General features: G+C 53.9%; 10 protein-coding genes and 1 pseudogene. All 11 read right to left on the minus strand.

Features of this window, described 5'->3' with window-relative positions; translation table 11 throughout:
- Positions 1-2 precede the first annotated feature (2 nt).
- A complete protein-coding gene (locus DW819_RS12600) occupies positions 3-4289 on the minus strand; it encodes an antirestriction protein ArdA (RefSeq protein WP_097771229.1) in 4287 nt (1428 codons plus the stop codon).
- Positions 4290-4528: 239 nt separating this feature from the next.
- Positions 4529-6619, minus strand: a complete 2091-nt coding sequence (locus DW819_RS12605; protein ID WP_097771230.1) for a DNA topoisomerase 3 — start codon at positions 6617-6619, stop codon at positions 4529-4531.
- Between the two features lie 16 nt (positions 6620-6635).
- Positions 6636-6824 carry a hypothetical protein gene (locus DW819_RS12610; RefSeq protein WP_097771231.1) on the minus strand — a complete coding sequence of 63 codons (189 nt, stop codon included), beginning with the start codon at positions 6822-6824 and terminating at the stop codon, positions 6636-6638.
- Entirely contained in the window at positions 6821-7522 is a 702-nt protein-coding gene (locus DW819_RS12615; RefSeq protein ID WP_097771232.1) for a DUF4366 domain-containing protein, read from the minus strand. Before DW819_RS12615 ends, DW819_RS12610 begins: the two co-directional genes overlap by 4 nt.
- Positions 7515-7793, minus strand: a complete 279-nt coding sequence (locus tag DW819_RS12620) for a DUF4315 family protein (RefSeq protein ID WP_016289910.1) — start codon at positions 7791-7793, stop codon at positions 7515-7517. The genes DW819_RS12615 and DW819_RS12620 overlap by 8 nt, the downstream gene beginning before the upstream one ends.
- A gap of 42 nt (positions 7794-7835) precedes the next feature.
- Positions 7836-9905: a CHAP domain-containing protein gene (locus DW819_RS12625; RefSeq protein ID WP_097771233.1), complete on the minus strand. Its 2070-nt coding sequence runs from the start codon at positions 9903-9905 to the stop codon at positions 7836-7838.
- Between the two features lie 35 nt (positions 9906-9940).
- Positions 9941-10900, minus strand: coding sequence for a site-specific DNA-methyltransferase (locus tag DW819_RS12630; RefSeq protein ID WP_097771234.1), 960 nt, complete (start codon positions 10898-10900; stop codon positions 9941-9943).
- A complete protein-coding gene (locus tag DW819_RS12635; protein WP_118398078.1) occupies positions 10897-13335 on the minus strand; it encodes a VirB4-like conjugal transfer ATPase, CD1110 family in 2439 nt (812 codons plus the stop codon). The genes DW819_RS12630 and DW819_RS12635 overlap by 4 nt, the downstream gene beginning before the upstream one ends.
- The gene (locus tag DW819_RS12640) at positions 13286-13687 is read right to left on the minus strand and encodes a PrgI family protein (protein WP_118398081.1); all 402 of its coding nucleotides are present in this window, start codon (positions 13685-13687) and stop codon (positions 13286-13288) included. The genes DW819_RS12635 and DW819_RS12640 overlap by 50 nt, the downstream gene beginning before the upstream one ends.
- A gap of 178 nt (positions 13688-13865) precedes the next feature.
- On the minus strand, positions 13866-14735 hold the full coding sequence (locus tag DW819_RS12645; protein WP_118398084.1) for a VirB6/TrbL-like conjugal transfer protein, CD1112 family: 870 nt from the start codon (positions 14733-14735) through the stop codon (positions 13866-13868).
- 19 nt (positions 14736-14754) lie between these two features.
- Positions 14755-14850, minus strand: a pseudogene (locus DW819_RS16140) (Maff2 family protein); the annotation flags it as partial.
- Positions 14851-14910: the final 60 nt, after the last annotated feature.

Consider the following 14910-nt stretch of genomic DNA (forward strand, 5'->3'; position numbering starts at 1 on the left):
GGTCAGCTCCTTTCCAAGTCCTGCGATTTCTGCTTTGCGTTTTTCTTCTGTGCCTTTTCCTTGTCTGCTCTAAGCTGCGCCCGGATAGAGGGCTTCTTTTCCGGCTTCGCTCCCTTGCCGCGCTCCTTGTCGGCTTTGACAGCATTAGCCAGGTCAACAAGGGAAATCTGCTCGCCCGCTTTTACCTTTGCTTCCAGTTCGTCAACGGTAGGGGTGTTGTTGATGATACCGTCAATCATGTTCCCGTTCTGCTCTGTGGTCTGCTCGGCGGTTTTCAAGGGATTGTCCCGCTGCGCCTGTTCTGCGGCAACGGCAAACGCCCGCGTCCCATTCCCCATAATCAGATACTTTCCGTCGTCCGACTGGTGGTGAAAGCCATATCCGGCGGCTTCTATCTGCTCCCGGCTCATGGCGGTCACATGGAAAGTCCCCCTCGGTGTTTTGACAGTTTCGCCCGTTTCCAAGTCGTCCGGGGTAAGCTGCTTCTGCTCCTGTAAAAACTCCGGCACTTCCCGGAAACCTACACTGTCAACGAAATGCGCCGCGTCCTGTCCGTCCTGATGAAGCACTACCACGTCCGAAACGGAAAGGCTGTGTCCCTTAAAATCTTTGGGGTGGTCGATATTGAAACGGGTGTAAATATCTTCAAGGGAAGTTTCCGGCGCAAGGGGCGCGGAATAGACAAGCTCATAGTTTGCCCTGTCAACCACATTTCCCGCCGCCTGCAGGCGGTCGTAAGGCTCAAAGCGGAAATCCCTTGTTTCGTCCCCGCCTTTTATCTGGTAAATGGAAAAGGTGTCTTTGCCCTGTCCGGCGGTCTTTGCCGTTTCCTGTGCCTTTGCGTAAAGTTCTTTTACCTCTGCCTGTGTCAGTTCCCCGGCGTTCAGTTGCCCCATAAGCTCGCGGCATTTTTCGGGTGTGCCGATATACAGAACGTCGCCTATTTGGGCTTTCCCGTCCTCCTGTGGAACGTATGCTTGCAGAATAGAAAGATTTTCCCGGCTGTCGCTGCGGGGGTTCGCGTGTACTTGATAGATGTACTCCTGTGGGGGCTGCGCCTGTGCCGCTTCCTTTTGGCTGCGGATATGCGCCCGCAGTAAATCAGTGGGCTTTTCCCCGGTAAGGGGCTGAATGGATTTCACATAGTCTGCCGCATAATAGGCATTATTGGTTAGCTGCCGCTGCCATGCTTCGGCTTTGGGTGACCACCGAAAACCATTGCTTTTCAGTTCTGTCCGCGTCGCTTCGTCGGGCTTCCCGTCAAAAAAGATTTGCAGACGGTTTGCTTCGGTGTTTGCTTCCACTCTGCCGCCCTCAAACTCCCAACCGACAAAACCGATTTCTTTTGTCTGTGAGAGGGATTTAATGCGGTCTTTGACGCGCCGGATTTCTGCGTTGTTGTTGGATAACGCCCATGACGCGAAAGGCTTATCCCCCAAATGCCATTGGCTCGACATATCCGCTTTCAGCTTTTCAAGCTGCTCCGGCGGTAAATGCGGGCAACCGTCAAGGGTCTTATGCTTGCGGTAATAGGCGTTGACTGCTTTCATGGTTTCCTGTGATTTTTCCAGTCCCGCAAGTTTCTTTTGGAGTTTCTCGACTGCTTGCGGGTCGTCCGCGCTGATACCGCCCATTCCTGTACTGCGGATTTTATCAAGCAAGCCCTGTATGTCCCGGTATTCCTGCATATTCCGGTCAGTGGCGGCGTTCTGCTTTTCTTTCTTCCTTGTGGGGAAGTTGGAACCTCCGGCAATCAAGATAGAGGGAACGCGCCCCGCAATTTCATAGCCCTTGTTCATATTCGCCGCCAGTTTCCGGGCATAAGTGTCAAGCAGACTGTCAATCTTTTCATGGTACATAGGGTCAACACGTTTTTTCTGCCGTTCTGCGATTTGTACGGCTTCGTCAATGTAGCTGCGGTATTCTGCCGTTGCGCTGCCCGGTTTGTAATCGTAAAAGCTGCTCATATCCTTTGCGTGGCGGGCGGCGGTTTCGTTGATAGAATAGTAGGGGGCGGCGGCTTGCTGCGTTTCCTGTGCTGTGGCGGTTTCCTGTGGGGCTTCGCTGCGGGTTTCCTGTGCTGTGTCCGCTTGTTTCTGCGGGGCTGCTTCGGGCTGCTCCGGCGCGGGGGTTTCCGGCGGCTCTGTTACTGCTTCGGGCTGCGCCTGTGCCTGTCCTTTTGCCTGTTCCTTTTGGATTTCCGCAAAATGTCCGTCAATGGCTTCAATCAGCTTTGCAGCGGTGCTTTTGATGATTTCAAGAGAGCTTTTCAGCTCGGCAAGTTCCCGTCCGCTGCTCCACCCGGCGACATAGCCGAAAGAATAGTCCGACGTGTCAAGCCCGTAATGTTGGCAGACGGTAAAGGCGATACTTTCAGCCTGTACCTCGCGGGTGCGGCGGTCGGGGCGTTCCGGCGCGTCGATAGCGGTATCATGCAGCGTCGCATGGGCGATTTCATGGATAGCGGTCTTGATATTCTGTAATTCGCTCATGCCCTCGTTGATAATGATTTTTCTTTCCTCATAGTTGCAACGTCCCTTTATGCTGCCTGTCAGTTCGTCAAAGCCAACGGCAAAGGGCGACGTTTTTTCAAGGGCGGCGAAAAAATCCGGGTACTGTTCCACATTGCCCGTCAACTCGGCGGCAAGGGTGGGCAGCTCTTTTCCCTCGGTCTGCGCCACGTCAAAGACGGAAACGACAATAAACTTTGGTATCTTGATTTCCTGTACTTCGGTGACAGGCTTTCCGTCTGTGCCGATTATGGGCTGCTGCGTGTCCGGGTCAAGTTTTTCTACCCGCTTCCGTATGGTCTTTTCGGTAGGGGCGATAATCCGTATTCCCTTTTCATCTGCCTTTACATGGCGGTTGATAAGCGGGTCTTTCCATGCGTTGAAGCCCATGACATGGGTAGCGTCGGGGGCTTGCATGGCGATTAAGACAGTGTTCCGCAAGCTGTACGTCGGAAACTTTGACATGACGCGCAGATAGTCCGCATAGCGTTCACTGTCAAACAGTTCCGTAATGCCGCGTTCCAGGTGGGCGGCAATCTCTTTCAGCTTCCCGTCGGAAGTGTCGGCGGTAGGGATAATCGGGATAACCGGGCGCGGCTCGGCGGCAAGGGCGGGCTGCATTGCGGCAGCGTCAAAATCTTCTTTTTCCGGGTCGGGGCGTTCTGGCTGCGGGGGCTGTGGCGTTACCCGGTATTCCTGTGGAACGTCGCGCCCGTCGTACCATTCTGTAAAGGTGTTGCGGTTGTTGTAGATATAGCCCTTTTCGGTAAACATACCGTCGTCGTTAATGGAAGCGTCCCGCCCGTATTCCTCATACATGAAATACCGTTTCACTTCGTCGGATAGCTCCGGTTCTTCCAGTTCGTCAACCAGATAATGCCCGTATTCTTCTTCACTGTGGACGGACGGATAAAGCCAGTAGCAGTCAAGGTTTTGTGCAAGGTTGATGATGTCCTGTAAGCTGTCGGCATGGTCGCCGTATTCAATGGCTGCAATGAATTTCTCCCGGTCGTCGTCAAACTGCATTTCCAAGAGCTTCCCTAAATAGTTCAGCTCGTCGGGGTGGGAATACTCGCTTAAATGTTCCGTCAAGCCGGGGATAGGGGATTGAAATTCTGTGAAATGCCATTCCTCGTAGTGCTTGAAGTCAATCCCGATACGGTCAAAGACTTCTTTCAGATGTTCGGCAGTCGTGGGGAACGTCACCCATTCGCCCGCGGGTCTGCCCTCGGTGTACTTCCCAAGATTGGAAAGATAGCCGCTTAAAATCGGTTCTGCCATTTGTTCGCTCCTTTCTTCGTTCATCATGCGGTGCATAAGCTCAAAATCTTCAATGCTCATGCTCCCGTCAAATACATAGGGGTCAAAATCCTCTCCGTCCCGGTAGGGCTTTTCGGAAAAGGGAAGCCCCGCTTCATGGGCGGCGGCTCTCGCTTCCTCGATAACCTCCGGGGGAAGCCTGTCGTCATGCGCCCCGATAAAACCGTCAATGTCGTTCATGCTGTTTTCGTAGTGGTAGCGCACTCCGGCGGTCAGCTCGTCAAGGCTCATGTCCTCGCCTAAATGCCCGCAATAGTAGCCGTTTAGGATAACGGCGGCGGGGTCGGTGCTTTTGATTTCCTCTAACCGGCTCCTGTCCTCCGGGTAGAGGGTGTCGTCCATATCAAGATGAAAATATTCCGCGTTCCATGAACGCCCCTGTTTCCAGAACGCTACCCACGCGATACCGTCCCTAAGCTCGTCTTGATAGTCCTTTACGGTGTCCCGTAAACTTGCCATAAATGAAAACCTCCTTTCTCTGCGTCAGCGTCATAAGCTGCATTTTTTGGCTGCATAGCCTACTACGGTACACCCGCATTTCTGCCAAAGATTTATGAAAATTTTCAGAGGGTGAAGCCCTCCGCAAAAAGAGGGTTTGGGAAACTTCCCAACAAGCAAAATCCCCGTCCGGCGCGTCAGCGGCAGGACAGGGATTTACGGAAGTGGGTACCCGCTTCCTATGCTTGCTATTCAAGTTTTTAGTTCTTCTGTACTTCGATACGGTAGTTGACGTATTTCCCGCCAGTGTCAGCCAAAACGATAGTTCCGTCGTAGGTCTTGCCTGTTTTCGGGGAGTAGAGCTTCTTCACATTCGCCTTGCCGGATTTAAGGAGCGCGGCGGCAATCTTCGCGGAAAAAGCGGTCTTGCGTTCCTCGAAAAAGCGGTCATTCTTCCACATGGCAAAGGCACATTCTTTGTTGCTGCAATAATAGTTTTTCTTCCCCTCATGGACGGGAGAGCCGCAACGGGGGCATTTGCCGACAGAGGGCTTTTCCTCCCGGAACAAATCCTTTTTTCCGTCAAGTGCTGCGGCGTGTGTCCGCACAAGCTCCCGCGCCATAGCTTCAATGCCGGACAGAAATTCGCCGGGGTCTGCGGCTCCCTTTGCTATCTGCGTCAGATTGTTTTCCCATTCTGCGGTAAGCTGCGGGGAAGTGAGCATATCCGGCAGCACTGATATAAGGGCGGCTCCGTTCTGCGTGGGGATAAGCTGCTTCCCCTTGCGCTCTGCAAAGCCGCCCTTTACCAGTTTTTCAATGACGGCGGCGCGGGTGGCGGGAGTGCCAAGCCCCCGGCGTTCCGCGTCCGGGTCGGTGTCCCCGTTCCCGGCTCGCTCCATAGCAGAGAGAAGCGACGCTTCGCTGTGGGGCTTCGGCGGCGTTGTGGTATGCTCCGTTATTTTTGCGGGGGGATTTTCAAAGCCCTGTCCCTCGGAAAGCTCCGGCAGCGTTGCGTCTGCATTTTCTCCGTCCTCTGCTTCGGGCTTATCTTTCAGCGTCGCCCGGTATCTGCGTTCAAGCTCTTTCCAACCGTCCGCAAGTACGGTCTTTCCCCTTGCGGTGAAGTCTGTCCCGGCGCATGAGAAAACCGCCGTAACCGCTTCAAAGATATGCGGCTCGGCGGTGGCAAGGAGCAGACGCGCCCCCGCAAGGGTAAGGATATTTTTCTCGCTTTCCGGCAGCGCGTCTGGGTCAGCCTTTGCAAGCTCCATAGTGGGAATGATTGCGTGGTGGTCTGATACTTTTTTACTGTCTAATACCTTTGCAACCTCCGGCGTGAAATTTACGCCCGCCATAAAGGGGAGCTTGTCACAAAGCAGCGTGATAATGCCCGCTGCGGTGCCGCCCATGTCGTCAGTAAGAAAGCTGCTGTCCGTCCTCGGATAAGTAAGAAGCCGCTTTTCATAAAGGGATTGTGCAAGGTCAAGGGTCTGCTTTGCGGTGTAGCCGAAAATGCGGTTCGCTTCCCGCTGCAAAGAGGTAAGGTCAAAGAGCTTTGGCGGGGCTGCGGTTTTCTTCTCTCTGGTAAGGGAAACGCATACCGCCTTTCCCGCTTCGCAAGCCCCTTTCAGCGCGTCGGCTTCTGCCTTGTCCGAAATCCTTTCGCTTGCCGCGTCCGCGCCGGATAAATCAAGGCGCACATGATAATATTTTTCTTTCTGGAAATGGGAGATAGCCGCGTCCCGGTCGGTGAGCATTTTTAAGGTCGGGGTCTGGACGCGCCCCACGTTCAAGGTTTTTCCATACAGGCAGGAGAAAAGCCGGGTGGCGTTAATGCCGATAAGCCAGTCAGCCTTTGCGCGGCAGAGGGCAGACGCAAAGAGCGCGTCATAGTCCCGCCCGTCTTTGAGGGAAGCAAAGCCCGCCTTAATCGCCCCGTCCTCCATTGAGGAAATCCACAAGCGGCGCATGGGCTTCTTGCAGCCCGCCGCTTCATAGACGAAGCGGAAAATCAATTCACCCTCGCGCCCCGCGTCACACGCATTTATCACTTCGGAAACGTCGGCGCGGTGCATAAGCTCTTTTAGGGTTTTGAATTGCTTCCCCTTGTCCGGGTCAACGGTGTACTGCCATTCCTCCGGCAGAATGGGTAAGCTCTCAAAACTCCATTTTTTATATTGCTCCCCGTAGGCGGCAGCTTCCGCAAGCTGTACCAAATGCCCGACGCACCATGAAATGAGGTAGCCGCCGCCCTCGATATATCCGTCTTTCTTTTCCTTAACGCCAAGCGCGGCGGAGATAGTCTGCGCCACGCTCGGCTTTTCTGCAATCACAAGTCTAAGTGCCATGAAAAAAATCCTCCTTTCATCGTTCCGGCTCGCTTGCCTTTTTCTTCTGTACCTGTTTCAGACAGTAGCCCACACAAGGGAGCTGCCCTTTGTACGGGCAGGAAGCGCAAGCCGGGGAATGGGGAACGGGCGGCGCATTGTCACGCCGCCCGCCCTGTCTTTGTATCATCATCTTTTCAAAGGGATTGTCGGTAAACAGGGTCATGCTTCCTCGTCCTCCTGTTCTTCATCAGAAAGCCCGTCCCCCTCGTCCTCGTCGTAATCGTCAAAATCGAAATCTTCAAGGTCGGTGTCGCCCTTGACGCTCTGCTTCGGTTTCATAAACTTAAAATAGTAGAGTGCGCCCCCGCCGCCAAGAAGTGCCACGACAAGGAAAAACATAAGCCCGCCTGTATTGCCTTTTTCTTTGGGCGGCTCCGTCGGTTCCTCGGTTTCCGGCTCCGCTTCCTTGCCGCTGCAAGCGGTCATGTTGTCCTTGCAGACGGGGCAGCTCACATTTACTTTCCCGGCTTCGCATTTATCGGTGCAACTGCAAACGGCGGGCGGGGCTGCTTCGGTGCTTCCGTCCTCCATAAGTGCTAAGAGGTCGGCTTCGTCCACTTGATTAAGGAAATGTACGGTGTCCTCGCCCTCGTCGTCCCGGTCAATGAGGATATAGAAGTAATTGCCGTTTTTGGTCGTTACGGTGATAAGCTGCTTGTTGCCGCCGAAATCGTCTACAAGGGTCGCGTTCCCGTCCGGGGTAAGGGGTTCTTCCTTTTGGGGTTCCTCGTAGACAACGCCGCTGTCGTTGGTGTCGTCCTCTCCCTCCGGGGTCTGTGCAAAAGCGGTGACGGAAAAGCCGCCCATAAGTACAAGGGCGGCGCAAAGTGCGGTCAAGGTTCTAATGATTTTCTTATTCATTCTCGGTGTCCTCCATTTCTTCGTTGTCATGGTCTGCGGGTTCTGCGGGGTAGCCCGGCGCGGCTTCCATGCCCGGAATACCGCCCCCGGAAAGCATAGCGGAAAGCTCATGCGGGGAAAGGCGCATGGAGCGCACAAGCTGTACGATTTGCAGGTTTTCCGCTTCGGTTTTCTGCGCTTCAAGCCCCCTTAATCTGTTCTGGTACTCGGTGATTTTCTCGCGGGTCTTTGCAATCTCTTTGTCGATACGTTCAATCTTGTTCATAGCCATAAATAAATTTCTCCTTTCAGATTTTCAGTGTTATGTTTGTTTTTAGTTCCAGTTCATCAGCCCGTAGCCCTTGATACAGGAGTAATTGACGGGGTAGCTCTTTATCTTGCAGGCGTCGCCGGAATTGCCCTCGACGGTATAGACGCGCTCCCCGTCCGTTCCGATAACAAGCCCCACATGGTCTGCGCTCCCGTCCCCGTCCCAGTCGAAAAAGATAGCGTCGCCGGGGGCGATATTCTCATAGCCCCTCGCGCCCCATTGCCCGCGTGACTGGAACCAGGGTACGCCCTGTGACTGGCACCCGGCAAAGCGCGGCTCGCTCTTTCCGGCTTGATTGTAGCACCATGAAACGAAACAGGCGCACCATTCCACGCGGCTGTTAAATCCGTACCAACTCCAAAAGGGTCGCCCGCCCACGTTGCCGACTTGCCGCTTCGCAAGGTCTACAACGGCGGTGTTGCCGGGGCGTGTGCCGTTTACAAGCTGTACGCCGCTTAAATCCTCGGACGCGCCCATATCGGGGGAGCCGCCGCCAAAAATCAGCGGCTTGTTTCCGCTTGTTTCCAGATAGACGCGGTACATTTCAAGCTGCTGTGGCGTTAGAAGTTCCTCCGCAATCTCGGAAATGGGCTTGTTCGTCAGCTTCACGTTGAGGATATGGTACTCGTAGGGTACTTCCTCGGTGGTCGTTTCCCCTGTTTCCGGGTCGGTGCTTGTTTCTGTGCGGTAGCGGATTTCCGTTTCTTCCGTCAGCGTCAAGGTGTACTGCATGGCAAAGACGCGGTTTAGTTCTGCCTGTGCGCTCTGCGGGGTGTAGGTCTGTAAAAGGGCGGTGAGGTAGGACGCTAACTCATGGGGGTTATGCCCGATACTGTCAAGGTCATAGCGGTATTCGTCATAGCCGGGGTGGGTGCTTTCGATATTGTCAATCTGCTGCTGAAGCTCGTTTTCCTTTGCGGCGTAATTGTTCTCCGTCGCCACAAGGTCGCTGTCCTCCGACGTGTAGGAAGTCCCAAGTATGCCGTTCATCAAGCCGGAGAACATGGAACCGCAAGAGGAAAGCCCCGCCGATACCATGATGAATAAGAGCAGCGCGGCAACGGCGATACATACGCCCGCCGGGTGCCGCCCTACAAAAGCGATTGCCTTTTTTGTTTCCTCGGCGGTCTTTTTTGCCGCCTTGCGGGTGTTCTCTGCGGCTTTCTGCGCCGTTTTTGCGCCGCCTTTCCTTGCTGCCTTTGCATACTGCCGCTTGATTTGCTGCTTCTGCATGAAGCGGGAAAGGGGATTGTTCGCAATCTGCGGATTGTCATGCAGGGCTTTATGGTACTGGAAATCCACATTCGCCTTGAACGCCGCTTTCTCTGCCTTTGCCGCCGCCCGGTAGGGTTTCAGCTTGTGGCTGCGGTAGCCCTCCTTGACTTTCCGCGCCCCGTACTTTGCGCCGCGCTCCGCCAGTTCTTCGGATTTGTGCGCCCCCTCAACGCCGGAATTGTCCTTTTCAACGGAATGTATCTTGTTGTGGACGAAAATACCCGCTTCCTGTGCGGGGCGGGATAGCGGGTTATTGTGGGGCTTATTCTTTCCTATGGGCTTTTCCCGTTCCTCAAAGCGTAGGCGGGTCTTGCCTTTCCCGGTAGCTTCGTCAAAGGTGCGCTCCCGTACAAGTTTCTTTTCTTTGGGGATAGCCGCCTTTGCCGCGTCCAGACGGTCGGCTGCTTTGTCCGATTTTCGGATATACTTTTCAAGCTCCGGTGTTGCCCGTTCCTCGTCGGTAAACTGCAAGCGGGAAGATTTTTCTTTTGCTGTGGCTTCTGCCTGTGCTTTCCTTGCCGCCTTTTTGCTCGCCTTTCTGGTACGCGCCCCGTCGATACGCTCCAAGACGCGCTCGGCTGCTGCGGTGTCCTGTTCCCGTTCTGCCCCCGGCGCATGGGGAAGCGGCGGCGTGTCGGTTAAGGGCGGGGGAGCTGTGCCGCCCGGTAGGGGCTGCGCTGCCTGTTCCGGCTGCTGCGGTGCTTCGGTCTTTGCAAAGTCCGCGTCCCTTATCCGCTTGCTGATACGTTTCTTTTTCCCGGTGGCGGCGTTTACCTCGACAGCCCCCTCGCGGGTCATTTTCTGCGTGACTTTCTCACGCGCTTTATACTGTTTTATTTTTCTGTCCCTCCAATCCGCGCCCTTGCAAGGGCGCAATACTCGGTGTTTATCTCAATGCCTATATAATGCCTGTGAAGCTGCCTTGCGGCTGCCCCCGTCGTGCCGCTGCCGAAAAAGGGGTCAAGCACAATGCCGCCTTTCGGACAGCCCGCCTTGATACAGGTTTCGGCTAACTTCGGCGGGAACGCGGCGAAATGCCCGCCCTTGTAGGGAACGGTATTGATAAGCCACACGTCCCGCCTGTTCCGCATGGTCGGCATGAGGGCTTCGTCGTAGTAGCTGCCGCTTCGCGCCCGGTTCAATCCTTGTACGTTCCCCTGTCCGGGTACTTCGTCCGCATATTTCTGTCCCGCGCTGCGCCCGGTGCGGTACCGCGCCGCCGTTGTGGGGGCTAACGGCTCGGCTATGGCGGCTGCGTCATAGAAATATTTCTTTGACTTCGTAAGCAGAAAGATATGTTCATAGCAACGGGTAGGGCGGTCTTTCACGCTCTCCGGCATGGGGTTTTCTTTCTGCCAGATAATGTCGCTCCGTAAATACCACCCGTCAGCGCGTAGGGCAAAAGCTAAAAGCCAAGGGATACCGATTAAGTCCTTTTGTTTGCAGCCGGAAACGCGGTTGTTTCTTGCAATCTGCTGTCCGTTTCTGCCTTTCGGGTTCTTCGGGTCTGCATGGTAGCCTTTATTTCCTGTGCCGCAGTAGGTGTCCGCGATATTCAGCCAGAGCGTACCGTCAGAACGCAGTACCCGGCGCAGTTCGCGGAAAACCTCGGTCAGCCTGTCAATGTACTGCTCCGGCGTGTCCTCCCGCCCAATCTGCATATCAAGCCCGTAATCCCTAAGCGCATAGTAGGGCGGGCTTGTGACGCAACAGTGTACGCTTTCCTCTGGAAGCTCCCGCAAGGCATAGAGCGCGTCCCGGTTGATGATTGTGTCAGTTTTCAGCCCGTTCATGCTTCGCCCACTTCCTCCGGCTTCGTCGTCATTACCCGGTATAGCTCGGTGTCTTTCGGGAAGCGGTCTACAAAGGGCAGCACCACGTTCCCGTAGAAGATAAGCCCCTCGCCCGCTTCGGTGTGGGTGACATACTTCATCTGCTGCGGGGAGATATTGAGCTGCTTCGCAAGGATAGCCCGGTCGCCCGCCGCCTGATTGAGCATGAGGACAAAATCAGAGTTTTCAAAGATATTTTCCACTTCGCGGGAAGCAAGCAAATCTTTGACGTTCTGCGTAATGGCTGTGGGTATGCCGCCCCATTTGCGGAAACGCTTCCAGATTTCAACGGAATAGGCGGCGGTCTGTTCCTCTTTCAAGAGAAGATGAAATTCGTCCATAAAATACCGGGTGGATTTCCTTTCTGCCCGGTTGACGGTGACGCGGTTCCATACCTGGTCCTGCACAATGAGCATACCTAACTTTTTGAGCTGCTTCCCAAGCTGCCTGATGTCAAAGCAGACAAGGCGGTTTGAAAGCTCTACATTCGTCCTGTGGTTAAAGACGTTAAGGCTCCCGGAAACATACAGCTCCAACGCCGCCGCGATACGCGCCGCTTCCGGCTCCGGCTGCTTCAAAAGCTCGTCGTAGAGGTCGCCCAAAATCGGCATTTTCTCCGGGGCGGGGTCTGCAAGGAAAGGGCGGTACACGTTCCTAACGGCGCGGTCAATGACGGTCTTATCGACGGGCTGCAAGCCCTCCTTGCCGCCTATGACAAGCTCGCAGAGGGAGAGGATAAAGTCGGATTTCAGCGCAAGGGGGCTGTCGTCCTCGCTGTAATTAAGGTTAATATCCATAGGGTTCACATACTGGGGCTTCCCGTCAATGCCCTTGCCCGTAGGCGACAAGCGTATCACTTGCCCGTCAAGCCGCTGCACAAGGGAAAAATACTCTGCTTCCGGGTCGCAGATGATTATGTCGTCGTCGGTAATGAGGAAAGCGTTTGTCATTTCCCGTTTGGCTGCAAAGGATTTCCCGCTTCCCGGCGTACCCAAGATTAAGCCGTTGGGGTTCTTTAGCTGCTTGCGGTCGCAGAGTATCATATTGTTAGACAGGGCGTTTAAGCCGTAGTACAAAGCCGCGCCCGTCTGGAAAAGCTCCTGTGTGATAAAGGGGATAAAGATAGCGGTGCTTGACGTGGTAAGCCCCCTTTGAATGGGGATAAGGTTCTCCCCAAGCGGTACAGAGGACATAAGCCCCGCTTCCTGTTGGTAGTCAAGGCGGGTTAGGGCGCAGTTGTTCTTCTGTGCTATGCCCGCCGCCGCGAACACGTCATTTTCCAGTTTCCTTTTTGTGTCTGCCATGTTCACCACAAGGAACGTCAAGAGGAACATTCTTTCATTCCGGCTCTGCAAGTCCTGTAAGAGATTTTTTGCTTCGCTGCCGAAAGTGGCAAGGTCGGACGGGATAATATCCATGTCATAGCCGCTGCGCACCGCTTTTTTCTGTTCCTCGATTTTCATTTTGTCAAGGTCGGTTATCTTCCGCTTGATTGTCTTTATGGCTTCGGTCTGGTCGATACTGTGGATATGCAGATTGACGATAACGCCCGTTTCCAAATCCAGAATATCCGATAAGATACGGTCGTTTAATTCCGGCGCAAGGATTTCAAGGAATGAAACCGCGCCGATTTTGCGCCCCATGCGGAAATAACGCCCCTCGCCAAAACGGAAAGAGGACGGGGCGATAAAGTCCTTTGTGGAAAGCCCGGACGGGGCAAGCCATGAAAAATCAAAGGCAAACTGCCCGCCCTCCGGGTGGAAAATGCCATGCAGCATTTTAAGGCGTTCATAGCCTGTCATGGGGCGGGCAGCTACGCCCAAGAGCTTAAAGTTGTTCAGTACGTCCGTTTCGATACGGGCAAGGCGGGATTTCGCCGCGCCCAGACTGTCGGCTTCAATGGCAAAGGTGATATATTTTGCCTTGACAAGCCCGTTGTTGCCCTTTGCAAGCTGGTTTTTCAGCATATCCCGGTATTCTGTGCGGATAGAGTTGAAAGCGTCCTCCTGTGCCGGGATATTGACCGCTTTTTCCGCTTCGCCCCGCTGCGTCCCCTGATTGATGAAAGAGAGCTGCACCGAAACGGAAGCGTCAAAGTAGTTGAGGAAATCGCACCAGTTCTCAAAAATGGCGGTCTTGTCGTCCGCCTGTGCAAGCTGATAGTTAATATCTTCAAAGGCGACGGTCTTTGAGTATTTGCGCTCCGTAACCTTGCAGATACCGTCCGGGTACATCTGGATATAGGGGATTGTCTGCTGCGCGGTGTGGGCTTTCCCGTCGCCCTTTGCCTGTCTGATGATTTCCGCAATCTGCTTTTTCTCGGCGCGGGTGAGCTTGCGGGGCGGGTTAGGCTTTGCGCTTCCCGCCGCGCTGTTTCTTCGTGTTTCCTTTTGCAATCGCTGATACCTCCTTTTCAAGTTTTCTCTGCCGTTCTAAGACGGAATAAAGGTTGTCTGTCCTGTATGGTCGTTCTTTGGGGGCTATGAATTTCGTCTGAATGATGTTCTTCACCACCACTTCAAGGGGCTGTCCATGCTTTTCATACATGGCGAACAGGAAACAGGGCAGCATGACGGCAATCATAGCCATAGACGCAAGGCTTGTGCCTGTGCTGTCTTTGAGCAGAAAGAAAAGCGGCAAGCCGAACAGGAGAGCCGCCGCAAAACATACAATCTGCCGTTTGGTAAGGTTGAACGCTACTTTTGTCTTGACTTTGGATAAGTCTTTGGGTACGGGTACATACGCCAAGTGAAAACCTCCTTTCTCTGGGTTTGGTGTTGCTGTAACTTCCCATAAAGGGTAATCAAGGCAAAGGTCAATCTATGCCCTTTGCCCGCCCGTATTATATGGGGGTTATCCGCGTCAAGGTCGGGTCGTATTTTCGCCGCTTCGCTCTGAAAATCTCCACCCTCCCCTTGACACGCCGCTAATGCGCGGAGAATATCGACTTCGCCAGTGCGCCGGATTTGAACAGGGAAAAACAGAGGATAACGGTATAGGCTGCAAGGGAGAATATCGCGCTGTGCAGGTTGTCCGCTATTACCATGTTGTTCACCAGTACGGCGTAAATGCCGACGCATATCATTATGAGGAAGCCTTGAAAACCGATAGCGAACAGGGATTTTAGGTAGTTGTTTCCTATCTGCCCCCATTCCCGGTTCGTCATTGTTGCAAACGGGATAGGCGATACCGAACAGTAAAGGTAAATCTCTATCATGCGCCCGTAGAGAATAACGGTTATCAGTACGGACATGATTTTCATGCACAAGCTCACAAGGCTTGTTTCCATGACAAGTAAGAGCAGTTCGGGGATTTCCATAGCGTCAAGCCCGCTCTGCATGGAAGCAAGGGCGGCGGCAACATCAATCTCTGTGTTGCCGCCGATTACCCCCGCCGCGCCGGAAACAACGTGCTGCGCCATATCGAACACCGCCATAGTGATGTCAAAGGTGTGAGTCACAAGGTAGACTGCCACAAACGCCTTGAACACCCACTTGAAGAACATGGAAGTGTCAACGTCGTGCATATTGTTCTTTTCCGTTACCATGCTGATAAGCTCATAGCATAGGACGTAGGTAATGACAAGCCCCGCAATGGGTACGATTACATTCTCACTAAGCGTCTGTATCATGGAGAATATATTTGCGTTCCACCCTTGCGGGGTCTGCCCTACCTCTGCGGCGATAGTGCCGACTTTTTCGTTCACGTCCCCGAACATAGTTGACAGATTACCGTTTATGGCTCCTATGAGGATTTCCTTTATCCATTCGTTAATCGCGTCAAGTATGCTCTGCATAAGCCTTTACCCGCGCTTCTTAACCGAACAGCCCGGAAAGCAGCGGTACAAGGGTCATGCCGATAAGGGCAACGCCGCCGCCCGCCATAAGCTGCTTCATGCCCTGGCTTTTTGCTTATGTGTGATAAAGAAGTAATAGAAGTGTAAAAAATTTTGCCGTTCCTATCCGGCACAT

This window comes from Clostridium sp. AM33-3 (assembly GCF_003480315.1).
Classification (GTDB): domain Bacteria; phylum Bacillota; class Clostridia; order Lachnospirales; family Lachnospiraceae; genus Brotaphodocola.

Excerpts from the sequence above, each read along its gene's own strand:
- DW819_RS12600 (WP_097771229.1), bottom strand. The coding sequence starts at position 4,289 with ATGGCAAGTTTACGGGACACCGTAAAGGACTATCAAGACGAGCTTAGG.
- DW819_RS12605 (WP_097771230.1), bottom strand. The coding sequence starts at position 6,619 with ATGGCACTTAGACTTGTGATTGCAGAAAAGCCGAGCGTGGCGCAGACT.
- DW819_RS12610 (WP_097771231.1), bottom strand. The coding sequence starts at position 6,824 with ATGACCCTGTTTACCGACAATCCCTTTGAAAAGATGATGATACAAAGA.
- DW819_RS12615 (WP_097771232.1), bottom strand. The coding sequence starts at position 7,522 with ATGAATAAGAAAATCATTAGAACCTTGACCGCACTTTGCGCCGCCCTT.
- DW819_RS12620 (WP_016289910.1), bottom strand. The coding sequence starts at position 7,793 with ATGGCTATGAACAAGATTGAACGTATCGACAAAGAGATTGCAAAGACC.
- DW819_RS12625 (WP_097771233.1), bottom strand. The coding sequence starts at position 9,905 with ATGACCCGCGAGGGGGCTGTCGAGGTAAACGCCGCCACCGGGAAAAAG.
- DW819_RS12630 (WP_097771234.1), bottom strand. The coding sequence starts at position 10,900 with ATGAACGGGCTGAAAACTGACACAATCATCAACCGGGACGCGCTCTAT.
- DW819_RS12645 (WP_118398084.1), bottom strand. The coding sequence starts at position 14,735 with ATGCAGAGCATACTTGACGCGATTAACGAATGGATAAAGGAAATCCTC.